This window comes from Cohnella sp. WQ 127256, assembly GCF_024519285.1.
Classification (GTDB): Bacteria; Bacillota; Bacilli; order Paenibacillales; family Paenibacillaceae; genus Cohnella.
The window spans coordinates 1-26,455 of the sequence record NZ_JAMZCY010000001.1; the positions used below are offsets into that span (position 1 = coordinate 1).

Consider the following 26,455-nt stretch of genomic DNA (forward strand, 5'->3'; position numbering starts at 1 on the left):
GAGCAGATTGTACCTCCGCTTTCCCCTCGGGTAAAAAATTCCTCTTCCGTTACCTCTTTAGCTTCGGTATGATGGGCAATGAACACGATATCCACTTTCTCATACTGGTGTCTTAAGAAGCGATTCATCCAGAAGAAGAAGGAACGTGCACAATATTTTTCAAAGCTTCCCATCGAGCTGGGTGTGTCATAATTAACTATAAGAAAACACCAACTTAAAATCAAGTCGAGAACAATCTAAACGGAATTGGAAAGTCATTGTACCAGGGTTTTGTGTTTGTAACAGATTACATCCTAAGGTGGTTTGTTCCCGCATACGGGGCATGTGGAGTGCTGTGTGTTGCTGGTAAGGGAGTAATATAAGGAGCCACATTTACTAGCTCCAAATACACGAAGATCTCATGTTAAGCTAAGCAGGCTGAGATCTTCGTTTTTTTATCTAACATTTATATTGGTCGTCTTCGGTGCCGGCGTTGTTGCTGGCAATGGTATGCGGGCAAGTTGCTAGTTAAGCGTCTAAAGAGAACGACGCTGCTTTATCCGATTGCTTAGGAGGTGTGTTACATCCTGTTACATCCTTCTTCTTACGATCGGTACAGCCTTACGAGGCAGACTGATTGCTATTTCTTGGTTGCAAGAAGCAGACGAAAGCAGAGGAAGGAACCTCGAAACCAGCCACAGTCCGGCAGGTGGGGCAGATAATTGCTGAATAGCATCGCGCGCCTTGCTTTCGGGTATCAACAAACCGTCTCGACGCATCCATTCCTTGTGTGTGGGTTCAATGTTCGTTGAATTGTATTGTCTTTTGGTGTAGGTGAAGTCTGTGAATCTTCTTGCGATGATCTGTTGCTTTCGCAACCCGTAAGCACCAGCATCCCAACTAGAATGATGCACATCCACTCCTTACTCTTCTAATTGCTCCTTGGCATCGGTAATGACAATCTCCCCGTTATCGAAAAATACTTTCATGTTCAGGTTTTCGTTGACAAAACGAACCGGCACAAGCGTGATGGCGTTACGGATGATGGTCTGTGAATCCATTGACGTACGACGGCAGTTCACTATCGCTTCTTTTTGGTCGATGACAAGCTCGATCCGATTGTCATCTTTTACGATCGTTACGGATCTCTTCTTGCCATCCCATGTGACTTCGGCGCCCAGCGCTTCGCTGACGAATCGGATGGGGACCATCGTTTCGTTTTCTTGGAGCAGGCGGCGCGCCTTTTTGATTTAGGTGGTTTACTTAAAATCGAGAAGGTTTAAACCGGTCTCCGTCTTGAACTTGGCGGTTAACGATGAGACGCTCATCCAGCAAGTGCGAGTAAGATGCGCGAGGGATAGCTCGCGGTCGCAGTTTACTCCACGAAGTGGCGGATGGAAACGATCCAATCGTCTTTCATAAGATTTTACTGCCGGAGCCCGAAATTACGGTTTCCTCGTGGAATCGGCTTAAAGGTGATTATGTGCAAGGGACTATGCTTCCGGAAATTGCGTAGTGAGCTACCCAGCAGTATTTTGTTCTTGACATGTTTTGAAATAGGTAATATATTTCAAATATGAAATGAATCGTTTTCCGGAGGTGTAGAGGTGGTACAATTAAAAGATGTGGCCCGGTTTGCGGGGGTATCCAATGGTTCCGTATCCAAAGTGCTTAACGGAAGCCCAGGTGTATCTCCTAGAATGAAAAGATTAGTTGAAAAAGCGATTGACGAACTAAATTATAATCCTAATATGGTAGCCCGCAGCCTCCGTACTAAGATGACTAACCAGATCGCAGTTATGGTACCGTTTACAAATGACCCTTATTTCGTTGAATTTTTTCGCGGTGTATCCATTGAATTGCGCAACTTCGGTTTTGTACCGATTCTTTATTCTACAGAACCGCAATTTTCGGTTCAAGAAATCCGTGAATTGGTCATGCGCGGCATTGACGGGCTTATCGTCTCGACCTATGGCTGGGATGATGAAGTTCTTGAAGAACTATACCTAATCGCGAAGAAAGTGCCTGTCGTTTCTTTTAAGAGGTGTTTCCCGGGAACGGCTATTCATTCAGTTAATGTAGACGATAAGCACGGGATGTACCAAGCTGTTTCCCATTTAACATCGATTGGGCACCGGAGGATTGGATATATCACTGCAGGGATGAATTTGGAAACAGGTCAGCAGCGCCTGGCAGGGTATCAACTAGCATTAGAAGAGGCAGGTATTGAATATGATCCTAATCTCGTAGTACCCAGTGAAGACTTTCAAATCGCGGATGGATTTCACAGTGTACAGCATTTGTTGAAGCGATTTCCATTGCCGACGGCTATCGTCGGTGCCAACGATTCTTTGTCAATCGGTGTGTTGAAATATCTGGAAGGCCGCAACGTAAAAATACCGGAAGATATCGCGGTAATGGGTTATGATGATGTACCGTTGTCGACGATGGTCACGCCTAGCTTGTCTTCGGTAAGAGTCCCTGTATATGAAATGACGGCAAAAGCGGTTCGGATCATCGACGCCATCATAAAACAGGAGTGCAAGGATGTTGTGAATGAGAAATTCCCTACTTCTCTAGTGATTCGACATTCCACAGACTTCAGCGCCAAGGATGAATTTGAATTCAATCGGTTTTCTAAATAGTAAATCTTTTTTTTGAAAAAATGAATCGTTTTCCAAAAGACAACTTAATGTCATCTTGGTATTGAAGCTGCGTATGATGTGTTCTTGATCTTTGGGGAACGATGCATTACGAGGTAGAAGTGGAAATCGGTGATAACGTCTTTTGAACACGATAAAAGGAGCGGAATAGCGTGACGAAAATATCGGCGTATGAATTGGTTACTAAAGAGCAAATCGAATTTTATCGGGAATACGGCTTTGTGCAGATTGACAATGTTCTTACATCCGATGAGTTGTCAGAACTGCGCATTTATCTCGAGGAGGTAATGACGCAGACAAACGGACATGGTATTCATACCGACAAGGAAGGAGGATCCTATTACAAGGTACTAAATCAGAAGGTAGATGTTTGGCGAGATCATGCAGGAATGGCCAAATACAGTCTATCCGAGAACTTTGCGCAGATGGCGCAATTGCTAACCGGGGTACCTTCGATCCGACTATATCACGATCACGCGCTCTACAAAATGCCAGGAGATTCCAAAGAAACGCCGTGGCATCAGGATTTTCCGTTTTGGCCTATGAAGGAGTCCGGTGCACTTTCTATGTGGCTCGCTTTAGATGATGTGAATGAAAACAACGGCTGCATGGTATTCATGCCTAGATCGCACAAGCTCGGAAAGGTCGCCTCCATCGATTTTCTCGAACCGATAGACATATTCGAGCTCTCTAAGGGTACGCATATCGACGACGAAAAACCGGTTATCGTTCGAATGAAGGCAGGAAGCTGTACGTTCCATGATGGGTTGACTTTCCATTTTGCTCATGCTAACCGTACCTCCAACCCACGTCGAGTGCTTGCAGTTATTTACATGCCGGATGGTACAAAGTTTGACGGCAAATCCACGCATGTAACCGATTCTTACGGGCTTCAGATCGGCGATTCGATCTGCGGCCCGCGTAACCCGGTTCTGGCCAAACTAAGTGTTAAATCCGTTTTTTAGTCATTTAAATATGAATCGTTTTCGAGTCTATGGAAGAGGTGAGTAAAATGTAAATTTGGAATAGTGTTTATCATTTATTTTCAAGGGGATTCACTAAAAAAACTTAGAGAGGTAGTGTTGATATGAACATCAAAAAAATAGCTCTATTAGTTACGGTTACGATTCTATGGGCTTCCCTAATGGTTGCCTGTGGTAAAGGCAATACGACTGAATCATCACAGTCACCTTCAAACACTCCATCTACAACAGACATAAAAAAAGAACAGGTCACCCTTAATTTTGAAACTTGGGCAGACAAGACCATTACGGATAAGATGATCGTAGAGTTTGAAAAAACACATACGGAAATTACCGTTATTGCCAATTACCATACGAATTTCCCTGAATTTATGACATCATTGAAGACAGCAATTGCAACAGGTGATGCACCCGATATAATCCCATTCGATTCTCCAACTTCAATGGGAGCTTTAGAAAGTAACTTGGAACCTTTAGATCAATATTTTGAGAAGGATTATAACAATGACTGGAAAGGGAAGTTCCTTGCAGGACCAGTGTCTGATGTGTCTATTAACGGTAAAATCGTTGGTTTTCCTGGCTTTAGTAGCCCAGGCGGCCTAATTTGGTACAACAAAAACTTATTGGATAAATACGGGATAAAAGTGCCGGAAACATACGATGAGTTGAAGGCTGCATCAGATATGTTACGTAAGAATGGTCTGCAACCTTTACTTCTTGGTGCGAAGGATTCTTGGATTGTTCTCGATACATTCCAAGAAATACTTAATGACGTTGCCCCTGGGAAGCAATACGATGCCTTTGCTAAGAAAATTCCTTTTAACGACCCAGAAATTGTAAAGGCATTTGATACTTGGAAAAAATTATTTGATGACAAGATATTCCAAGATGATACGTTCAGCATGACTCAATATATGGATGTGTATAATTCATTTGTTGATAAGCAAGTTGGTGCTTTCCAAAGTAACGGTGCGTGGAATCAAGATATATTTAGTAACAACGATTTAAAGGCAAAAGTTGATGCAGTGGAATGGGGAGTAATGTCGTTCCCTGATCTCAATGGCGATGGCAAACGTGCACCGCTCCTAAATACTGTAGGTGGAATAGGCATTTACAAGAAAAGTAAGAACAAAGATGCCGCATGGGAATTCATTAAGTTCATGAATACAGGAATAGGCGCGCAATTGCAAATTGATCGGGCTCTCGTCACACCTCCCTTTACAGATCCTGCTATGGGACCAAGTATTCAGCTGACACCGAACCAGAAGCAGGTTAACGAAACGATTAATCAAATTGTGAAGGACAATGGAACATTACCAAGAGGAGTTGCCGATCCTAAAGTAACCGAGAAGTTATACGATGTTCTCACTAAGGTTGCCTATGGGAATTTGTCTTCCGCTAATGCTGCTAAGCAGGTTCAAGACGTGATTGATTCAAGTAAGTAAGTTGGATGAACCTTGTGAAAGGGAGGTGTCCTCCCTTTCCTGTTTCTTTCTATAGGGAGTTGATGTTATTTTGCATAAGAATCGATACACAGCATTTGTCTTTGTGGCACCGATATTAATATTCTTTTTTGTATTCCTATTATACCCACTACTTTACACATTCCATATCAGCTTCTATGAATGGAATGGGATTGATCCAATAAAAAAGTTTATTGGTTTCGACAATTACAAGAGCATGTTTTATGACCCTCTGTTTTATCAATCACTCAGAAATTTTCTTGTATTATGTGTACTCGTTATAACTATTCAGATGCTTCTTGGTTTCTTATTAGCTTATATTATGCGACGAAATTCTAAGCTTTTCACGGTTTTCAAAACAATTATCTTTATACCAGTCATTTTGACTGCTATTGTAGTTTCCAATATTTTTAACAATATTTTGGCTTTTAACGACGGTTTAATCAACACCATTCTTAGAAATATTGGTCTAGACCAATTGGCCATGAGCTGGACAGCAAACCCAAATATCGCTTTATTTTCGGTAATCGCTGTCGTGATTTGGATGGGAACAGGATTTAGTATGTCCGTCTACGTATCTGCCATGACTTCGCTTTCTCTTGAAGTCATAGAGGCATCACGCATAGATGGTGCTAACAGAGTTCAAACCATTACCAGAGTTGTCTGGCCTATGCTAAGAGACACCCATTTCTCGCTGACCATTATTAGTGTCATCAGTGCTTTGAAAATTTTTGATATCGTGTACTTATTAACCCGTGGTGGTCCTATGCATTCTACGGAAATGTTGTCTACTTACATGTTTACTCGCACTTTCGATAGTTATGAACAGGGATTTGGCTCAGCAATTGGCAGTTTTCTTATTGTATTGGCTGTTGTCATAACAATCATCCAAATGCGATTGTCAAGAAATATTCAAAATTAGGGAGGGGGATAGCATGAAGAATCGTGGTATAGAGGTGCTCCGTAATTCACTCCTATTAGTAACAGTAGGTTTATTTTCTTTGCCGCTCTATTATTTGCTTCAAACCTCGTTACAGAATAAAGGATTCGGAAATTATTATAATGCGTTGACGAAAATCAATTTAGGTCAGAACATGATAAATAGTGGAATCGTGACTGTATCAACAGTTCTCTTAGTTATTGCCGTTGCATTACCTGCTGCATTTGCTTTCTCTAAGATTACATTTTCAGGTAAAAATATTCTTTTTTTGATTCTTCTTATGTCTTTAGCTATTCCGGGAATATCCATTGCGGTTCCGGTCGTCCAGATCGTCAAAGGTCTAGGTTGGACTAACAATTATTTAGCATTAATTTTCCCATATACGGCTCTCTTATCGCCCTTCGCTCTAGTCTTAATGAGGGGGTTTATGGATCAGCTGCCGAAAGAGTTGCTTGAATCTGCGCTGGTGGACGGATGCAATGTATATCAAGCTTTTTTTCGAATTTATGCACCATTAGCCAAACCAGTAGTTATGATCGTAACTGTGTTTACATTTCTGGGAAGTTGGAACGAGTTTCTATTCGCCAAGCTGTTTATGCGTAAAGAGAGCATGCAGATGGTAACGACAATTCCAATTAAATTTCAAGTAAATTTCTACACAGATATACCAGGATTGTTTGCTGCGCTGGTTCTTATTCAACTGCCTCTGCTTATCATTTATATCTTGTTTCAACGTGTGTTTAAGGAGGGCCTTACAGCCGGGGCCGTAAAGTCTTAGAGATATAGCAATCACAAAACATAATCCGGGAGAGAATACTATGACTTTTAAAAAATTTGATGTAGCCGCAATATATTTCCCTAGCTGGCATGCAGAAGTTAAGAATGATAAAATTCACGGACAAAATTGGACGGAATGGGAGCTTGTGAAGAATGCAAAGCCTCTCTACGAAGGACACTATCAACCACGTATACCCAGTTGGGGATATTTTGACGAAGCTAGCTTGGAATACGCAGAGAAACAAATCGATTTAGCTGCTGACCATGGAGTAACTGTATTTCATGTAGATTGGTATTGGTATGAAAATGCACCCTTCTTGAATCGTCCTTTAGATGAAGCGCTATTAAAGGCATCAAATAACAAGAGAATTAAATTTGGGATAATGTGGGCCAATCATGATTGGAAGCATATATTCCCAATGCCCCGAACGAAAGAATCATCCCTACTATTTCCGAGTGTCTATGACACTGTGAGTATGGATAATGTAATTGAAGAATGGATTGGCAAATATTTTAGTCATCCACAAATATGGACAATTGATGGTAAGCCCGTAGTAACGATTTACAATTTGGATCATATGGTTGCGAGCATTGGCGGGGAAGGCGCTAAACGACTTATTGACCGGATGGGCGAGAGACTCATTCATCTTGGATTGCCCAGTATTCATTGGAATGCGATGGGTGATTACCGCACTGTGCAGAATCAACTCAAGGAGCTAGGGATCTTGAGCGCATCTAACTACCAGACGATTTGGGACCCAACTTATGCTACAGATATCTGTGACCCGCAAAGTGTCTTCGACCTACGCTCACCCAAACGACAAGATTACCTTAAGAGCTTGGATCTTGGAGAAGCCCATTGGAACAAAATGGCGAAAGATCTTTCCATACCTTACTATCCAATACTGACGCAAGGTTGGGATTCTTCCCCCCGCGGTGAGCAATTCGAAGGCCATGGTGAGATCATGCAAGGCTATCCCTGGTATCCAATTGTCGAGAACAATACGCCGGAAAACTTCGAGAAAGCAGCCATTCGGGCACGCGATTTCGCATTGCGTCAGCCAGCAGAACATAAAGTGGTGTACATTAACGCTTGGAACGAATGGACGGAAGGCAGTTATTTATTACCTGATGAAAGGTATGGAATCGAGTATCTACAAGCATTAAAACGGGTCTTTACAGGAATAACAGTCTCGAAGAAATAGGAACAGATATTGAAGGAGAGTGACATCATGCTTCGGAGATATGGTTTCCGACTACGCGTTAAGTCAGGCCACGAACAAGATTATATATATCATCATGAACACGTAATACCTGAGCTGATTCAAGCTCTGAAGGAAGCAGGTATTCAAAATTATTCGATTTTTATGGACGGCACAGATTTATTTGCTTATCTGGAATGCGAAGATATAGAGAATGCCTGGAGTTATGTTAGAAACAATGATGCAAGTGAAGCATGGGATATCATTATGACACCACACATGGACTTAGTAGACCCGCAGGATGATAAACCGAATATGAAGCCGCTTAGAGAAGTATTTCATCTGGATTAGGTAGGAGGAAGGGTCTATGAAAGAAAATCGTGAAGATTTCTTTGATCTCCCGCAATGGATATGGCATCAGGACAGAATCAATAAAAAAGAAATTATTTTAAGCAAAAGCTTTACTCTTGCTCATGATGTTCAGGAAGTGGAGCTGCACGTTGCATTAACAGGTAGTTTGTTGGTAGAGCTTGATGGGGAAGAGATCGGCAGAATGAGCGAAAAAACGCAAAATATATGTTCATTTACCAGAATAGATGGTTTTCCCAATCAGTTAAAGTCCGGGCAACACGAGATATTGTTTCGAATCCAATGTCTTGAATCCATGCCGATTGAACCTGCAAGCATACATTTAGGAGAACGACTTGTTGGTTGTATTGGTTTTCTCCAAGGCAAACAATTTTGGTTGCCCACCGATGAATCCTGGGTATCGGATCAGTCCAATGCCGTTATGGTTTGCTTACTTGGAGAAGAACCTTATGGCGATCTGGAGAATAGCCCGGACTGGTTTGTTGCCGGCGGGTTTAGAGATGTTAGAACAAGTCCGATTTCGGACTTTCGGGTTATTTCGCTTTCAGCTCTGCAAACGGTAAGGGAGGAACAAGGTTTTCATGTATCGGGGAGTCTTGGGATACATACATTGACTAGCGAATTACGGATACCGGAAAGAACAACGAAAGACATATTCTACCACGTGCGCAAGCAGAGGGAATGGCAAAAAACACGTTCATTGCAGAAGGATATAGATCTCTTTGGGGCTCCGCAAATGACGATCGATTTGTTAAGAGAATATAATGTTCGTTTCCGAACCTATAATCGGACGGATGCTGCCATACTGGTCTTATGGAATGGAGCGGAATCATTAGTTGAACTTGAACACTATAATGGTGCTATTTCGGAAGTATTTGAGGTTCAAGCCGGTTCTTCTTTTACTACCTTGTCTCAAGGTATGCGATATGTCAGGCTTTTTATCATGGGTGAAGTGGGTGAACAGATAGATTTAGAGATACAATTTGAATCCGTCGGAGTGGCTATGAACCAGGTGGGATTTGTGCAAAGCGATCTAACTTTGATGGATCAAATCTACGAAGTTTCCAAGCATACCAATGAAATTTGCCATCAAATCGGCTTATGGGATGGTATAAAGAGGGACCGGTTAAACTGGGCTTACGATTTCTATATGGCAGCAAAAGCGGATTATGTGCTTTGGGATGATTTTTCCGTGCTAAAGCGATCCATAGTTGAGTTGGGACATACCCCTTACGGACATTGGATGAACGGCACGGTCACTTACACTTTGTGGTGGATCAATACGATATGGGAATACTATTTGCATACCGCTGACCAGGCATTTGTTCTGCAAATAAAAGACGATATTATTAAACAGGTTCAATGGATTGAAGACAGTTTGGATAAAGAAACAGGATTCTTTAAAGAAAGAACCTTGATTTTTTCCGATTGGGCACCTATTGAAGAAGCAGATGAGTGGATCATGCTGCATGCTGTTTTGGCTATAACAATATCCAAGTTAAACCTGATTAATAAACATATCCCTGAGCTGGAGTTGTTAATAGATTGGAAGGTTCCGTCTATAAATGAAAGCAGATTCATCACATCTGATTCTTTAATTACCGCGTTGTTTGGAATTGTAGGAGGTTATGTTGGGGAGAGAGAAGCAAAGAACTTTTTACTCCATTATTCAATAACGGATCCTATCACACCTATGTCGGCGTATTGGTTCGCGGAATGCTGCGCTCGGTTTGATTTGTTCGATAAAGCATGGGAAGCCATTTCCTTGGTATGGGGTCGAATGCTAGAGGAGGATGCTACGACATTCTGGGAAGGTGTAACGCTAGAACCTTCATCCGATTTTCACCATTCGTTAACAACTTATATTAATTACAGCTCATACCGTATGAGTCTTTGCCACAGTTGGTCCAGCACTCCAATACAATGGGTAAGTAGGTATGTGCTGGGTGTGATTCCCTTAGAGCCGGGTTATACAGCAATAAAATTTATTCCTCATTCTATAGGGTTAATGACTGAATGCAAAGGTACCGTTAATACGCCACAAGGCGCTATTTATGTCGACTGGAAATTAAATCAGGACGGTCGAATGGATGCCCATATTCAATTGCCGCAAGGAGTTCACTTGTAGTTCTATACAAGCTACTTAGGGCATGAGACGTTTAGTGAAAATTACGACAATGGAGGAATCTTAAATGAAGAGTATACGAAAAATACTAGCATTTGGAATATCTTTTTGCTTGCTTGCTTCAGTTGCTATTGTGGGAGTACCTTCAGTGAAGGTGCATGCAGCATCGACGATCAACAACGACATTACCAATAAGGTTGTCACAATGAGCGGTACAGGCTATGAAATGAAATTTAATTACAACAACAAGGCAATTATTACTTCATACAAACAGAGCAATATTGAAATGCTTGGAGTTGATGGGATTTTTTCTGCTGTAAACAATAATGGCACGTGGGTGACATCAGAAAGCTTGACGAACCCTCCAAATGTAAGCGTTTCCTCAAATGTCATAACGGCAACATTTACTACTCCGGTTGCCGATGAAACATGGACATTTACCGTAAATGATGACAGCGTCATTTACAAGTTAAGCCGTACGTATAATGGGAGCTATGCGGTTACCCAACAGGGTACACCTATGGTTCATTTTGGACAGGACATCGTGGACAACATTCGTTGGAATGAATCGGGAGGAAACTATCCTATAACTGGCCCAACGGTGTCTAATTGGTTGTCGATGGGAAGTTCCAATAGAACAAGCATGAGACTCGGTATGGAACAGATAAGCTACTCCATACTTAATACGTCAAATAGTATTGCACTTAAAATTGATGGCACCAGTAGTTTTTCAGACACTGAAAGAGGAGAAAACACGCTGTTGCAGAGGTTGCCGAATGGTCAAATGCGATTTTACACTGTTATTGCTTCAGGCGGGGTAGCATATGCAAATGGCCAACCGAAAGGATACTTTAGACAGGACCCAAGTTTCAACGCAATCGGAGGTACGGCAGGGCATGGTAGTACGGATGGGACATGGCTTTACAACCCTGTCAGCGTAACGGACGGAATTAATGTATGGTCCGAATTAACGTTTACCCCCGATAATTATGATACTTACTATGACTTGGGAACCATTGAAGGTTTTTCAGAAACTGCCCTGTCCAAGTTCATTAATGATTATGGAAGATGGATAATGAATGACAGGAATCACGGGGGATATACGGAAGGGAAAAACACCAGATTTGAATCAATACCCGCAGAGGAGCATTATTTAACCCAGCAGGTGGACACATTTCAGCTTAATAAGGACAAGGCAATCAATGCTTTTAAAGCAGGTTTGACTGATATGCGCACAGGTCAGCAGCATGCTGATGGCCATCTCTTGAACGGTTCGCCTGGCGCACCTGGCTTTCCAAATGAAAATACTTGGGGCAGTAATAATTCCGATAATGAGACAGGCTATGTCCTAAGTGTAATCAATGCGTATTATTTATCAGGTGATACCGCATGGTTGAATGATTTTAAAACTTCAGTTGAGAAAGCTTTGGATTACGAGCTTGCAACTTACAGCAATCCAACAACAAAACTTGTGAATGTAGCTTATTCTTCTCATGCAGGCATTCTACATTCCAATGAATATTGGGAGATCGCTTATTGGCATGGACAGAACGACAATTCCGCTATCGGACAACCCAACGGCTACACATCAGCAATGTTGTATGATGCCCTTCGCAAATGGGCTGTTCTGGAGAGAAATGTATTTAGTGACACAGCTAAGGCAGACAGCTATGATGCGATTGCAGACACACTACAGACTAGTTTCAATTTAGATAAGGCTGATGGAGGAGCTTGGCTGCCTACTGCGAAAACCGTCATATTAAGCACGACGACTGCAGAAACACATTACCTGCCGGCTATGGGCGCAGCTTTGAAGTCTAACTTGTTGAGCCTTACAAGAAGACAGGAAATGAGCAAAGGTTATTTAAAAGAATTAAAAGACAATAATGTTTCCGCTTTGGTCAATAATGTTAAGGATTTAGGGAATATAAACAATTTATCAGACTACACTCATTTAGGTACGGATGGAGGTATGTATGGAAGTTCAGCAGGGGACGGTTATGCCGTATTCGTTGCAGCAAGAGACAGAGATGCTTTATATGAATATACGAATAATTGGCTGGATAAACCATTAAGCAACTATTGGTGTTCTTCTTGGTACAATAGAGCCGGAATTGGAGCACAGGATAATTCATGTTTCCCGTCTACAGCGGGATTAGCATGGGGACTCTATCACTATGGCTACGGTTTTCAACCGGATTATGATAGATTGACTATTGCTCCTTTCATCTCAAATGATATGGTTGGCTCTAAAGTAAAATATAATTTCCGTGGAGTAGATATTCAGGTAGAGTACCTTGGACTTAACAAGTACACCGTAACCATTCCTTCGATGCCAGCCAATACTTCATATATCGTTGTCAAATGGCTGAACCAGACACCAAACGGAAGTGAATATAATGTAAATCTGAACGTAGTGGATTTTGCTAAGACCGCCGACGCTGATGGAAGCATTGAAATGGGTATTGGCAGCAGTGGGACGTATACTGTGGAGCTTACAAACCCAGATGTGGAGATAACACAGGAGTCATTACAATGGTCTCGCGTGGATGATCAAGATGGTGGGATCAGCTATTCCGGTTGGGATATTGGATCCGATGGCGGTTATCATAACGGAACGTTGCATTATTCTAATGTCAATGGTGCAGATGCACAATACACATTCACAGGTATAGGCATCCGATGGATAGGATCCAAGAATGCAGACCGTGGAAAAGCCGATATTTATATTGATAATGTATATCAGACAACAGTGGACACCTATGCAGCAACTCCGAAATATCAGCAGGTTCTGTATGAAAACAGACGGTTGGTCAACGGCGAGCATACCATAAAGGTTGTTGTGACTGATACTAAGAATGCTAGTTCTGTCGGGTATTATCAAGACGTAGATGCTTTTGAATATAAACAAGCGATAAAAGTAGAGGATGTGACGCTGGATAACCAGACATTAACCTTTACACTAGGCGGAGAACCACAAGCCTTATCAGCAATGGTGTATCCAACTAACGCAACAGACAGATCGGTTACATGGAGTTCAAGCAATACAGCAGTTGCAACTGTTGACAGCTACGGTATAGTTACCGCAGTTGCAGTAGGAACAACAACCATTACTGTAACGACGACGGACGGGGCAAAATTAGCAACAAGCACAGTAACCGTGAATGCACCATGGTTTCGTGTGGATGATGGAGATAGTAGGATCAGCTATTCCGGTTGGGATATAGCAACCGATGGCGGTTATCATAACGGAACGTTGCATTATTCCAATATAAATGGTGCATATGCAGAATATACGTTCACAGGAACGGGCATCCGGTGGATAGGGTCTAAAAATGCAGACCGTGGAAAAGCCGATGTTTTTATTGATGATGTATACCAGACAACAGTAGACACCTACTCAGCAAATCAGCAACTACAGCAGATTCTATATGAAAACAACATGTTGGACGATGATGAGCATACGATTAAGATTGTTGTGACTGCTACTAAGAATGCTAATTCTCTTGGATATTATCAAGATTTAGATGCTTTTGAAACACCACAAGAAAACACGGGTCCGAAGATTTTACAATGGTCTCGTGTGGATGATGGAGATAGTGGGATCAACTATTCCGGTTGGATTAACACAATGATAGACGGTTATTATACAGGCACAACCCATTATTCCAATGCAAATAATGCAACTGCTGAATATTCCTTCACAGGAACGGGAATCCGGTGGATAGGATCCCAAAATGCAGACCATGGAATAGCCAAAGTATATATTGATGATGAATACCGGGCAACAGTGGACACCTACGCAACAAGTCAGCAATTGCAGCAGGTTCTGTATGAAAATAAACGGTTGATCAATGGTGAGCATACCATTAAGATTGTTGTGACTTCTGATAAGAATGCTAGTTCTTTGGATTATTATCAAGATATAGACGCTTTTGAAGTAACAGCACCAACGTATGCAGTAACATTTGACCTGAATGGTAAACCAGGAACAGCACCAACTGATGCTATGCTTTATGTAGCGGGAGCAACAGTAGCAACACCAACGCCACCAACAGCAGCAGGATTGACATTTGTGGGTTGGAATACAAGTGCTGCGGCAACTACAGCAGGCGCATTAAAGATGGGTAGCGGGGCTACAACATTCTATGCGATCTGGACAGCAGTAGCAGCAACACCCTCAGTAACAAGTGTAAGCATAAGTCCAATGTCAGCGAGTGTGGTGCAAGGAGCAACTCAGCAGCTAACGCTTACTGTAGTCGTGGTGGGAGGAGCAGCACAAACTGTAACTTGGACCAGTAATGACAGCAATTCTAAAGTAACGGTAAATGCAAGTGGATTAGTATCGGTAGCGGCCGATGCAGTACCAGGTGCATATACGATAACAGCAACATCAACCGTTGACTCAGGTAAAACAGGAACAGCAACAATTACAGTATTTTCTGCTGCTCCAAGCGGTGGGGAGAATCTGGCGCTGAATAAGCCAGCATTCTCTTCTGGCGCCGAGGTTTATTATGTCGATGCACCAATGGCCAATGATGGCAATACCGGAACGTTTTGGTCTTCCGATTATTTGGATAACACTCAGAATCCAGACCAAGCATGGTGGTACGTCGATCTGAAGAGCATGCAGTCGATTCAAAGCGTTGTCATCAAATGGAGGGACGCGTACGCCAAGAAATATCAGATTCTTGTCTCGATCGATGGTACAGAGTGGAGCAACGTAAAGGGACAAAATGAAACTCTGTTGGGCAATAAAGGAAGCGATGTTGTTAACTTCGATCCAATTAGCGCTAGATTCATTAAATTCCAGGGTGTGGAGCGCACAACTATTGATGGAAATCGCTTCGGATATGCCATTCAAGAATTTGAAGTCTATATTGAGCAACAAAACCCTCCGGTAAATAATAACTTAGCGCTGAATAAGCCAGCATTCTCTTCTGGCGCCGAGGTTTATTATGTCGATGCACCAATGGCCAATGATGGCAATATCGGAACGTTTTGGTCTTCCGATTATTTGGATAACACTCAGAATCCAGACCAAGCTTGGTGGTACGTCGATCTGGAGAGCGTGCAGTCGATTCAAAGCATTGTCATCAAATGGAGGGACGCGTACGCGAAGCGTTATCAGTTGCTCGTTTCCAAGGACGCTGTCACCTGGACGAATGTCAACGGAGCCGATGTGGTCATTACAGGTCGAGGCGCAGAAGAAATGATCAATTTCAGCGCTGTTGAAGCCAGATACGTCAAATTTCAGGGGGTGGAGAGAGCACCTGTAAACGGTAATCTTTTCGGATATGCGATAAAAGAATTTGAAGTTTACCGATTGCCAATTGAAAAAAATCAGGTTCAGCAAATCGCAGATCAAATTACTTCAGTACCTCCGATTAATGCCGGTCAATCAAAAATCATTCTTCCGGATGTGCCAGACGGCTTCAAGATTGTCTTGTACGGCAGCGATAGGCTTCCGGTAATCGATATTGAAGGTAACATTCATCGTCCTCTGGTAGATGCGAAAGTCAATCTTCTATTTGAGGTCGTGGATATAGTGACTCAGAAGAAAGGTGTGTCCGGCAATGTTCTTGTCACCGTTCCAGGTCAATATATTCAGTCAGCCACTTTAAACAAAGAACCGAGCGTCATCCCGTCTCTCAGGGAGTGGTACGGACGAACAGGGGATTTTGTCCTGACTAAGGATTCGCGAATCGTTGTTAATCCAGTGGATAAGGATGTCCTGCGCCAAATAGCGACGGAAACGAAAGCGGATTTGCGCGCGATCAGTCCGTATGATCTTGACATTGTGTACGACGTTCCACGTACTGGCGATCTTTACTTAAGCTTGGTCGACTCAGTAGCTCACTTGGGTAAGGAAGGCTACGTGCTTGATGTGTCCGATTTTGTTTCTATTCATTCATCGGATTCAATTGGCGTCTTATACGGGACTAGAAGCGTACTGCAGATTTTGAAACAGGATGGAACGCATAAGCACATTCTTCCGAAAGGCATCTCGCACGATTATCCGAAGTATCAGATTCGCGGATTCATGATTGACGTAGCCCGCAAATTTTATACGATCGAATTTTTGAGAGATTATGTAAAGCAACTGGCGTGGTACAAAATGAATACGTTCCAAATTCATTTGAACGACGATAATTGGGGAGGAGACTTCGCAAATGGCAAAAGTTCGGCATTTCGATTGGAAAGTGAGAAGTTTCCCGGTCTAGCAAGCGAAAACGGCTCGTATTCCAAAAGCGAGTTCAGAGACCTTCAATTGCTTGGCCAAGCCTATGGCGTCAATATTATTCCGGAAATCGATACACCGGGACATTCACGCGTCTTCAACACTTACAATCCGAACTTGGGCAGTGAAAGCGAACTCGATATTACCAAACAGTCGACAGTGGACTTCGTATTAAGCCTGTTCGATGAATATTTGGATGGCAGCAATCCGACGTTCATCGGACCTGATGTGCACATTGGAACAGATGAATACCACGTTAAGACGCAAGCGGACATTGAAATCTTCAGGGCGTATATGAACACTTTGATCGGACATATCAATAGCAAAGGAAAGAAGTCGCATTTCTGGGGAGGTCTGGATTTATACAACGGACAGACGCCGGTCAGAAAAGATGTCATCATGGACGTATGGCATGAACCGGCGCAGGATCCCCGAAGCGCGATCAATCAAGGCTACGATATTGTCAATGTACAGGACGACTATCTGTACCTCATACCGACAGCAAGAGATTACCTGGATTCGGGATATCTCTATTGGTTTTGGGAACCGACTAGATGGATTAGTTCCACGCTCCCATATGGACATCCTAAATTGCTCGGTAGCAAGTTCGCACTGTGGAACGATGTTTCGGACTCGAAGTGGTTATCGATGGAAGATTCCCATGTTCGGATATTACCAGCCGTTCAAGTGCTGTCAGAGAAAATGTGGACAGGTGTGCGCGAGGACGCTAATTATGACGCCTTTAAATCTAGAGCTGCTGCAATTGGCGAGGCGCCTCAGACAAATTGGAGCCATACTGTCAATGTCGGCAATAGCGATGGCAAAGTGATCGAGTACTTGTTCGACGGAAGCTTGAAAGATACATCCGGCGAAGGACGTGACGGAACGGGAACGAACGTCTCGCTTGTCAAGGGCAAAGTTGAGCAAGGTGTACGCTTCAATGGCGGAACAAGCTATATCGAAACGCCTGTCGAGGCGGTTGGCTTCGGTTGGACGTTGTCCTTGTGGATCAAGCCGGATGCTAATAATCCTAACGATGCGGTCATCCTGGAGTCGCCTCAAGGCGCATTGAAGCTGAAGCAGGGTAATACCGGCAAGCTTGGATTCTCCAAAGAGCACTATCATAGCGTCTTTAACTATCAGGTTCCAGACAACAAGTGGACGCATTTGCTAATCACCGGAAGTAGTTCTACGACAACGTTGTATGTGAACGGCAATGAATTCATACAAACTCTGTCTGGATTGCCATTCCAATCTTTTGTGCTACCTACTCAGACGATTGGCAGTAAATCAAATTCGTTCATCGGAGTTCTAGACAATGTGATCGCATGGAATAAATCTTTTGTTCCTGAATTCCAAGGCGATTTGGCGTTGGGCAAATCCGTGAGTTCTTCTGGAGCGGAAGTGGACAGTGCTAGCGCAGAAAAGGCGGTTGACGGTCTTGATGGGACGTTCTGGTCCTCCGATTACTTCCTTCCAAATCCGGATTCAGCCTGGTTGGCCGTGGATCTTGGTAAGCAAAGGGAAATTAATAAAGTCATGATTCAATGGAGAGATGCCTACGCCGAGCAATATCAAATACTCGTATCTGCAGATAACGTGAACTGGATAAACGTTAATGGACAAAACGCGATTCTCACTAGTACGGGCGGAACGAGCACAATTAATTTTGAAACATTGACCGCCCGCTATGTCAAGTTTCAAGGCGTCAAGAGAACTAAGGTTTTGGGCAATTATTTCGGATATGCCATTACTAAATTTGAGGTTTACAATAACGTGTCAACGGAAGATCGGTTTGTGGATACAATGAGCTTGTTGAAAGCGCCGTGAATTTGCTTGATACCGGAAAAGGAAATCAAGATCATAGAACAACGCTGATTCAGTGGCTGAAGGATTATCCGAAGCAAGTTTTAGACTCGTTCGCCAGCATTCAATCAACGATTGCCGCTCTGCAGGAATCCATAGATAATGAAGAAACCACACCAACCGTACCAACAACACCGACTGCAGCAGATGTAACGATCACCCAACCAACTATAGATGCAGCAGTAGATCAAACAATGATTACGATTGGCACTGCCTTAGAGTTCAGAATCCTTAGCGGGTCTAATGCAGAAAAGCAAGTATGGACCTCGGGAACAGGGGCAGCGCAAAAGACATCGGCATCTCCGGCGCTCGTTGCAGGGGATAAGATCGAAGTTCGAGTGAAAGAAACCAATACAACCCCGGCTAGTGGGATATACACTCAAAACGTTGTAGTTGGAAACATGGGTCAGGGCAACAGTAACTAACCCGCCGGTAACACCGCCAAACACTTCAGTACCAGATACAGTCAAGGAAGATAGGGACATCACCCTTGCACTTGGACAAGCGGGATCGGTTAGCTTGGATAAAACAAACAATGGACTTCACTTGACCATTAACAAAGTGACAGACACAAGCACCCTTGTTAGTGATCAAGAAACATTGCTAAGTTCCGTCTACGAGGTATCGAGCAACCTAACGGGAGAAGTCGATAAACCAGCTACGGTTACTTTATCCTTTGATCCAAGCAAGCTTGGAAAGGATCGTAAAGCTTCCATATTCGCCTATGACGAATCTAAGAAACAATGGATTGAAATCGGAGGCGTGGTCGACGGCAATAAAATTACAGTTGAAGTCGATCACTTTACGAAATTAGCGGTATTCGCCGTCTCGGACTGATTTCCGGAAGAGGCAATAACAAGATCGTTCCTGAAGGAACATCAAGCCGAGCTGAGGCAGTTACTCTACTGCTCAGAGTGCTGGAATTGGTAAAGTAAGCGGTGTATAATACTGAACGCCAAGCATAGGGGATATTCCATCAGGTCGAAGGACCTTGGAATATCCCCTGTTTTGCGTGGCCGAAGCAATGGGATGGGGGCTAATGAAAAAGGCCAGGTTTATTGCCAATAAAGCAGCAAAAAACGGTGAATATGATTATATTGAAGAAAGTATATCTTCGCTGTCATCATCATTATGTTCAGCTTTAGTAGCTTGTAGTAATGTTCCACAGAATAGCCATGTTGAATGTGTAGTGTCAACATATAGAAAAGACCTTTGATAGAAGACGATTAGGAATATCAATTGCTAAAGTGATGAAATTGTTATATATTAGTTAATTTTCTAATGAGCGTCACAACAGGTGTTGCATCGATTTCCGTTAATCCATTTATGTCGGACAAAAAGTAAATAAACAAAAACGGCAATAGACCAATCGCGAGAAGAGATATGATCAAGCCGACAGTGAAGTTTCGAGCTACCTTACTTAAAGTCATCGACGTCATCTCCGCAACTTATTTTCAAGGAATGAAAGAAAGGAAGAAGCGATCGTTTCCATTATGGGGACGATCGAATTCATTTTACCCCATGACCGGGTCGCGCTTCTTAAAGAAAGTCTTCAAAGCTTGATAAATCTCGGCTTTTTCCTTAATGACATGGTACAGAAACTGTGAATGCTCCAGATGCTTATAGGCCGACATTAACGTACTGCTTCTATTATATTGGTTAACTTCTCCGTAGCCGAAAATATTCGAGCGCTCCAATAATTCCTTAATCAATCTCACGCAACGCTCATTGTCGCTCGTCAGGTTGTCCCCGTCCGAGAAGTGAAATGGATAAATGTTGTATAGCGATGGCGGATACCGCGAATCGATGATTTCCAAAGCTTTCACATAGGCGGACGAGCAGATTGTACCTCCGCTTTCCCCTCGGGTAAAAAATTCCTCTTCCGTTACCTCTTTAGCTTCGGTATGATGGGCAATGAACACGATATCCACTTTCTCATACTGGTGTCTTAAGAAGCGATTCATCCAGAAGAAGAAGGAACGTGCACAATATTTTTCAAAGCTTCCCATCGATCCGGATGTATCCATCATCGCCAATATAACCGCGTTGTTCTGCGGCTTTACAATTTCCTCCCAAGTTTTGAAACGAAGGTCGTCAGGTGAAATGCCCCCAATTTCGGACTTTCCATCCCGCGAGTTACGTCGTAGATTTTCGAGAATCGTTCGTTTCTTGTCGATGTTAGACATAATGCCTTTACGCCGTACATCGGTGAAGCGAACGTCCTTCACTTCGATCTGTTCCTTTTCTTTCTTCTTTAAGTAGGGTAGCTCAAGCTCCTCGAACAGCATGGTCTCCAGTTCGGCAATGGAAATCTCCGCTTCGACCACGTCGTCTCCTGGCTCTGATCCCGCACCGTCACCTTTGCCGCCAGCAGGCTTAGGGTCGACTCCGATCACGTCTCCAACCTGACTGTCACCGTTGCCTTGGCCGACATGCTTTTTCTTATTTGTGTTATACACGAAGTGATATTCATCGAGACTGCGAATCGGTATCTTTATAATTTGGCGCCCATCGGACATGACAATGTTTTCTTCGGAGATGAGGTCGGGCAGGTTTTGCTTAATCGCGTCGCGGACTTTCTGCTGATGGCGTGCTTGATCCTGATAGCCTTTACGATGAAGTGACCAATCTTCTCTGGACAAAATAAACGAGGGATGATTCATGGGCAACCCCCAATCGCTTCAATTTTGATAAGATACGTATTAATCAATATATTCAAGTTCTGCTAAACGATGTGTGTGTAAATCGCGGACAATCTTATGCTATGATTAAGCAAATTAAGAATAAGGGGTTCGAACAAGCATGACGAATAAAGATAAGAAAGCTGAGCAATGGAAAGAAGCAAAAGTACTGTGTAAGCTAAATGACGAAGATATCCGTATCGCTAAGGAAATGGGACTTAATCCGCTTAGCCTTATTAAAAATATTCCGGCGAAAGATCAGCTATGGAAAGCACCCGTTAAAAAGTGGCTACGTGCTATGTACGAAGAGCGTCAAGGGAAGAGCGAAAACAATACTGAGATCAAAAGTAAAGTGAAGCTGACCATCGGAATCAAATCTTCGGACTAAAATCGGAATAAAAATAGAGAGGAATTGGGCCTCATGAAATTTATACATACCGCTGATTGGCATCTAGGAAAACTGGTGCAAGGCGTATATATGACGGAGGACCAGCGCTATGTGCTCCAGCAATTGATAGAGACAGTGGAGAGGGAACGTCCTGATGCGGTTGTCATCGCTGGTGATCTCTATGATCGCGCGATTCCACCGACAGAGGCAGTAGAATTGCTGGATGAGATGTTCGAGAAAATCGTGATGAAGCTGAATACACCTCTATTAGCGATTTCAGGCAATCACGACAGTCCGGATCGGCTTAATTTCGGTACTTCTATTATGGAAGCAAGAGGGCTGCATTTGGTTGGCCAATTGAAGAAGACGCACAAGCCAGTTGTGCTTAGCGACGAATATGGTGAAGTTCATTTCCATCTTGTGCCGTATGCAGATCCTGCTCAAGTTCGATTTGTTTTCGAGAATGAGGAGATTCGCTCCCACGACGATGCGATGAGGGCAATTGTGGAACGGATTGAGGCGGATAAGAACCCAGCAGCACGACATGTCTTTATTGGACATGCATTCGTGACACCAGGAGCGAGACCCGAAGAAAATACGAGTCAATCTGAACGTCCTTTATCCATTGGTGGGGCGGAATATGTCCACTCGGAATACTTCAAAGCTTTTCATTATACCGCGCTTGGTCATCTACATCAGGCTCATCATGTCTCTGACGAGACCATTCGTTATGCAGGATCTCTACTGAAGTATTCGATATCTGAGGAAACTCATAATAAGGGTTTTCTCGTCGTGGATATAGATGGATTAGGTAACGTGACTGTGGACAAGAAAGAGCTAAAGCCGCTTCGTGACATGAGACGTATTGTTGCTCCAATCGAGGAAATTGAGAAGCACGCGATAAGTGAAGATTATGTATTCGTAACGCTAGTAAACGATAACCCTATTTTATTTCCGATGGAGAAGGTACGTGCGGTGTACCCGAATGCCTTGCATGTCGAACGTAAGGTAACGCCTACGATTTCTTCGGATGCAGATGGAGCAACGGGGGGAATTGTGAAGAGGCGCGAAGCTGATCCAGTTGCACTATTTGCCGCTTTCTACCAGGAAGTGAAGGGTATTCCCCTCACCGAACATAAGCAGCAGCTGTTCGCGGAAACTTACGCGGCTGTGCTACGCGAGGAAGGGGAAGCCAAATGAAACCTATTCGATTGAGCATGACCGCTTTCGGTCCATATCGCGATACGGAAACGATCGATTTCAGCTTGCTGGAGGATCGGCGCTTATTTGTTATTTCCGGAAACACAGGAGCGGGTAAAACGACGATATTTGATGCGATTTGTTTTGCCTTATACGGCAGCGCCAGTGGAGAAGATCGGGCTGAGCCAAGAATGCTTAGGAGCCACTTTGCCGAGGATGAAGTACACACCGCTGTGGATTATCATTTCTCTGTCGGTTCGCGAACTTATCGTGTCTATCGCCAGATGGCGCACCGTAGAGGGTCCAATAAGAATGAAACAGGCGGCAAGGCGGAGTTATATGAGACGACCACTGGCACAGAGGTGCCCTGTATAGATCGGTTTACGGTGTCGGATGTGAATGCGAGAATGGAAGCGGTCATCGGTTTGACGAGGGAGCAATTCAGTCAGATTGTTATGCTGCCGCAAGGAGAATTCCGTAAGCTTCTAACGTCCGACACCGAAAATAAAGAGGAAATCCTCCGTCGGATTTTCCGTACAGGCTTGTATCAGCAGCTTGAGGATCGGTTTCAGCGTCAGCATCGCGAGCTGCAGGATTCGCTTAAACAAGCAAAGGGATTGCAGGATGTGTATGCGCAACAAGCTCGGGAATCCTTGCCGCAGCGTGAGGAAAGCTTGTTGACGATGACTTTGCAGCAGGAATATAGCAGTATGTCACAGGTGACAGAAGGGTTAGCTCATGAGATTGCTTACTATGAGGGGCAGGCTTCAGAAATTACTCTTAACAAAGTAGGTTTAGCCGAGCGTTTACGCATTCAAGAGGTGGCGCTTCACGAGGCACTTGCACTGGAAGGTAGGTTTGCGCAGCTCGAGGAGAAGCGGGCACAGCTGGAGCAGCTGGAGGCGCGGAAGGTTGAGATCACCGAGAGTGAGCGGATTGTCCGACTGGCGGAACAAGCAGCCAGGATCGAGCCTTACGAGGAGCAAGCGTTAGCGGCTTCGCGACAGCTGGTGCTGAAGCAGAGTCAACACGAGCGTAAGCTTCAGGATGTGGCGGAAGCGGAGCGCGGACATGTTGTCGCCGAGGAGCGGTTCCGAGTCGAGGAGTCACGCGACGCGGAGCGGAAGGAAGCCGATCGTGAGCTGGCTCGGCTGGCCGAGCTTAAGCCGATCGTGCAGACGCTCGAAGAGCGTAAGGTTGCGGTCGAGCAGCTTGCGGCGGAGGAGCGACTGATATCAGCTAGGCGCGAGGCAATCGAGCAGCAGCTAGGTGTATTGCGTGAGGAGAAGCGTAGCAAGGCTGAGCAGTTGAAGCTGGCGGAGGCGGAAGTGGGGAAGCTTCCGGATAAGCTGCAGCAGTATGAACAGATGAAGAACAAATATAAGCTGCTTAAGGAATTAGCGGATTTGGATAAGCGTTTGGCTGAATTCTCTAAGCATGAGGCAGAACAAGCACGGATCACTCAGCGATTACGAGCAGAGCATGATCAGCTAGAGTCTCTATGGTTGGAAGGGCAAGCCGGTTTGTTGGCGGCTCATCTTCATGATGGTAAGCCATGTCCGGTGTGCGGTAGCGAAGAGCATCCGGATAAGGCGATAGCGGTAGCGAACGTTCCCTCCAGAGAAGGCCTGCAAGCTGCGAAGGATACACTCCGGCAAGCGGATCAGGAGCTTAATGAAGCGAAGGCGCAAGCCGCTGCGGCTAGTAATGGAAGGGATGAGAGAGAAGATCTGATTGCCGAGTACGGAATTAACGGCGATCCTTTCGCGGAGCAGCTGGCACGTTCTGAATCGGAAGGCAAGCTGCTGCGAATAGAGACTGATCGATTGAAGCAGCAAGTGGATAGCGTACAATCCTATCGGATTGAAGGCGAGAAGCTTGAGCTCCAATTGGACAAGCTCCAAGCCGAACGGGAACAACTGCTTGCACAACAGCACCAGCTTTCATTAGACAGAAGCACTAAGCAGTCTGTGCTTGATAATGAGCTTAGTAGAATTCCGGAAGAATTAAGGCAGCCCAATCAGCTTGCGTCGCGAATTAGCGAACAGACAGCATATATGAACAAGCTGAATACAGCTTGGCAGGAAGCTCAACAGCAGCTGCAACACCTGCAAGCTCGTCTTATCGAAGAGAAGACAAATGCTGTGCAAGCATCAAGCCAGCTAGAAGAGGCTACGAAGCTGAATGAACAAGTCCAACGTCGATTTGTTGATGAATTGGCTAGATCCGGCATCGCAACAACGGAAGCTTATCAGTCCGCTAAGCTTCCTGAAGTCGATAGGAACAATCGAAGTCGACTTATCGAGGAATTTAAGTCAAAGCTAGCCTCACTTCTTCATCAGATCACTGAGCTGGAACGGGAATTAATCGGTCAATCACGACCGATTCCGGTAACTATTCAGGAAGCTATTACGGAATTGAAGGGACAGCTTGAACGTATTACCACTGAGCTTCACGCTGTAAATAACTACAAGCAGGAAGCCCAACGTCTATTGGCCGCGATTGAGAAGGCGGCTGAGCAATTCCGTGAATTAGAGCTGAAGCAGCAACAGGTGGCCGACATCTATCAAATGCTGAAAGGTGACAATGCGCTAAAAATCTCATTCGAGCGCTACATCCTAATTGAGTTTTTGGAGCAAATTCTCCATGCGGCGAATGCAAGACTTAACGATCTTTCCAACGGACAATTCAAGCTGGAGCGTAGCGATCGTCTGGAGACGAGAGGCAAGCAAAGTGGTCTCGGGCTGGATGTATACGACGCCTATACTGGTCAGAATCGTGATGTGAAGTCGATGTCTGGTGGGGAGAAATTTAATGCTTCCCTATGCCTCGCGCTCGGCATGACCGATGTTATCCAAGCTCATCAGGGTGGCATCTCCATTGAGATGATGTTCATCGATGAGGGATTTGGTTCATTGGACGAGGATTCATTGAACAAAGCGATCGCAACGTTGATCGATCTTCAGAGAGCTGGACGAATGATTGGCGTAATCTCACACGTTCAGGAGCTGAAGATGGCGTTTCCTGCAGTGCTTGAAGTGAGCAAAACGAAAGAAGGCCACAGCCGCACGACATTTGTAGTGAAGTAATATATAGTTAGCCGCCCACATTGTCGCAAGGGGACAATGTGGGCGGCTTTTTTAACCTATCAGAAAGTATATAATTCTCTTTACTACTTAGGTGCCCCCTAACATGCTTGCAACTCGCACTTGCAAAAAACTGTCTTGGCAGAGCAATGATGTTGAGTATGATGTGAAGGCCAAAAAAACTGCCTTGGCAGAGCGAGAATTTGAGTTTGGCGGGTACGAAGGCCAAAAAACTGCCTTGGCAGAGTGAGAATTTGAGTTTGGCGGGTGCGAAGGCCAAAAAACTGCCTTCGTTTTCCCTACAACAGGGAACGTAAGTAGTAACTAATTCTCTATACTTTTCTGATAGGTCTCCGACATAAGCGTTGAACGCCGTGAAAGGACGGCGCCAGCCGTTTATGCCAACTATATTCTTCACCATATGTAGATTAATTATGGATAACGCTGAGGATAAGGGGTTTTTCACCCGTAGAGTAATTTGTTCTTTTGCGA

18 protein-coding genes and 1 pseudogene are annotated in these 26,455 nt (G+C 44.1%); 14 read left to right on the forward strand and 5 right to left on the reverse strand.

Annotated elements, in window-relative coordinates:
* The 3 genes and pseudogenes from M1K58_RS00005 to M1K58_RS00015 all read right to left on the reverse strand — a co-directional run.
* Positions 1 to 188, reverse strand: a pseudogene (locus tag M1K58_RS00005) (DUF444 family protein); the annotation flags it as partial.
* Between the two features lie 381 nt (positions 189 to 569).
* Positions 570 to 893 carry a hypothetical protein gene (locus tag M1K58_RS00010; RefSeq protein WP_256756620.1) on the reverse strand — a complete coding sequence of 108 codons (324 nt, stop codon included), beginning with the start codon at positions 891 to 893 and terminating at the stop codon, positions 570 to 572.
* Between the two features lie 9 nt (positions 894 to 902).
* The gene (locus M1K58_RS00015) at positions 903 to 1,229 is read right to left on the reverse strand and encodes a copper amine oxidase N-terminal domain-containing protein (protein WP_372339121.1); all 327 of its coding nucleotides are present in this window, start codon (positions 1,227 to 1,229) and stop codon (positions 903 to 905) included.
* 357 nt (positions 1,230 to 1,586) lie between these two features.
* Here M1K58_RS00015 and M1K58_RS00020 point away from each other — a divergent pair, with 357 nt between their 5' ends.
* The 11 genes from M1K58_RS00020 to M1K58_RS00070 all read left to right on the forward strand — a co-directional run bounded on the left by M1K58_RS00020 (position 1,587) and on the right by M1K58_RS00070 (position 19,445).
* Entirely contained in the window at positions 1,587 to 2,624 is a 1,038-nt protein-coding gene (locus M1K58_RS00020) for a LacI family DNA-binding transcriptional regulator (RefSeq protein WP_256756622.1), read from the forward strand.
* A 170-nt stretch (positions 2,625 to 2,794) separates the two neighbouring features.
* Positions 2,795 to 3,607 carry a phytanoyl-CoA dioxygenase family protein gene (locus M1K58_RS00025; RefSeq protein ID WP_256756623.1) on the forward strand — a complete coding sequence of 271 codons (813 nt, stop codon included), beginning with the start codon at positions 2,795 to 2,797 and terminating at the stop codon, positions 3,605 to 3,607.
* A gap of 122 nt (positions 3,608 to 3,729) precedes the next feature.
* On the forward strand, positions 3,730 to 5,070 hold the full coding sequence (locus M1K58_RS00030; protein WP_256756624.1) for an ABC transporter substrate-binding protein: 1,341 nt from the start codon (positions 3,730 to 3,732) through the stop codon (positions 5,068 to 5,070).
* 70 nt (positions 5,071 to 5,140) lie between these two features.
* Positions 5,141 to 6,010: a carbohydrate ABC transporter permease gene (locus tag M1K58_RS00035; RefSeq protein ID WP_256756625.1), complete on the forward strand. Its 870-nt coding sequence runs from the start codon at positions 5,141 to 5,143 to the stop codon at positions 6,008 to 6,010.
* A 13-nt stretch (positions 6,011 to 6,023) separates the two neighbouring features.
* Positions 6,024 to 6,806 carry a carbohydrate ABC transporter permease gene (locus M1K58_RS00040; protein ID WP_256756626.1) on the forward strand — a complete coding sequence of 261 codons (783 nt, stop codon included), beginning with the start codon at positions 6,024 to 6,026 and terminating at the stop codon, positions 6,804 to 6,806.
* A gap of 40 nt (positions 6,807 to 6,846) precedes the next feature.
* Entirely contained in the window at positions 6,847 to 8,010 is a 1,164-nt protein-coding gene (locus M1K58_RS00045; RefSeq protein ID WP_256756627.1) for a glycoside hydrolase family 99-like domain-containing protein, read from the forward strand.
* Between the two features lie 27 nt (positions 8,011 to 8,037).
* Positions 8,038 to 8,358: an L-rhamnose mutarotase gene (locus M1K58_RS00050; RefSeq protein ID WP_256756628.1), complete on the forward strand. Its 321-nt coding sequence runs from the start codon at positions 8,038 to 8,040 to the stop codon at positions 8,356 to 8,358.
* Positions 8,359 to 8,374: 16 nt separating this feature from the next.
* The gene (locus M1K58_RS00055; RefSeq protein WP_256756629.1) at positions 8,375 to 10,504 is read left to right on the forward strand and encodes an alpha-L-rhamnosidase C-terminal domain-containing protein; all 2,130 of its coding nucleotides are present in this window, start codon (positions 8,375 to 8,377) and stop codon (positions 10,502 to 10,504) included.
* Positions 10,505 to 10,568: 64 nt separating this feature from the next.
* Positions 10,569 to 18,572, forward strand: a complete 8,004-nt coding sequence (locus tag M1K58_RS00060) for a discoidin domain-containing protein (protein WP_256756630.1) — start codon at positions 10,569 to 10,571, stop codon at positions 18,570 to 18,572.
* A complete protein-coding gene (locus M1K58_RS00065; protein WP_256756631.1) occupies positions 18,569 to 19,033 on the forward strand; it encodes a hypothetical protein in 465 nt (154 codons plus the stop codon). The genes M1K58_RS00060 and M1K58_RS00065 overlap by 4 nt, the downstream gene beginning before the upstream one ends.
* Positions 19,002 to 19,445: a hypothetical protein gene (locus M1K58_RS00070; protein WP_256756632.1), complete on the forward strand. Its 444-nt coding sequence runs from the start codon at positions 19,002 to 19,004 to the stop codon at positions 19,443 to 19,445. Before M1K58_RS00065 ends, M1K58_RS00070 begins: the two co-directional genes overlap by 32 nt.
* Before the next feature lie 422 nt (positions 19,446 to 19,867).
* Here the strand turns inward: M1K58_RS00070 and M1K58_RS00075 are convergent, their stop codons facing one another.
* Both M1K58_RS00075 and yhbH read right to left on the reverse strand, forming a co-directional pair.
* Positions 19,868 to 20,038: a hypothetical protein gene (locus M1K58_RS00075; protein ID WP_256756633.1), complete on the reverse strand. Its 171-nt coding sequence runs from the start codon at positions 20,036 to 20,038 to the stop codon at positions 19,868 to 19,870.
* A gap of 84 nt (positions 20,039 to 20,122) precedes the next feature.
* Positions 20,123 to 21,271: a sporulation protein YhbH gene (gene yhbH / locus M1K58_RS00080; RefSeq protein WP_256756634.1), complete on the reverse strand. Its 1,149-nt coding sequence runs from the start codon at positions 21,269 to 21,271 to the stop codon at positions 20,123 to 20,125.
* A 139-nt stretch (positions 21,272 to 21,410) separates the two neighbouring features.
* On the opposite strand from yhbH, the gene M1K58_RS00085 reads away from it, so the two are divergent.
* Genes M1K58_RS00085 through M1K58_RS00095 form a run of 3 tightly spaced genes read left to right on the forward strand, consistent with a single transcriptional unit; the run spans position 21,411 to position 25,966 of the window.
* Positions 21,411 to 21,677 carry a hypothetical protein gene (locus M1K58_RS00085; RefSeq protein WP_256756635.1) on the forward strand — a complete coding sequence of 89 codons (267 nt, stop codon included), beginning with the start codon at positions 21,411 to 21,413 and terminating at the stop codon, positions 21,675 to 21,677.
* A 33-nt stretch (positions 21,678 to 21,710) separates the two neighbouring features.
* Positions 21,711 to 22,877, forward strand: coding sequence for an exonuclease SbcCD subunit D (locus tag M1K58_RS00090; protein ID WP_256756636.1), 1,167 nt, complete (start codon positions 21,711 to 21,713; stop codon positions 22,875 to 22,877).
* Entirely contained in the window at positions 22,874 to 25,966 is a 3,093-nt protein-coding gene (locus M1K58_RS00095; RefSeq protein ID WP_256756637.1) for an AAA family ATPase, read from the forward strand. The genes M1K58_RS00090 and M1K58_RS00095 overlap by 4 nt, the downstream gene beginning before the upstream one ends.
* Positions 25,967 to 26,455: the final 489 nt, after the last annotated feature.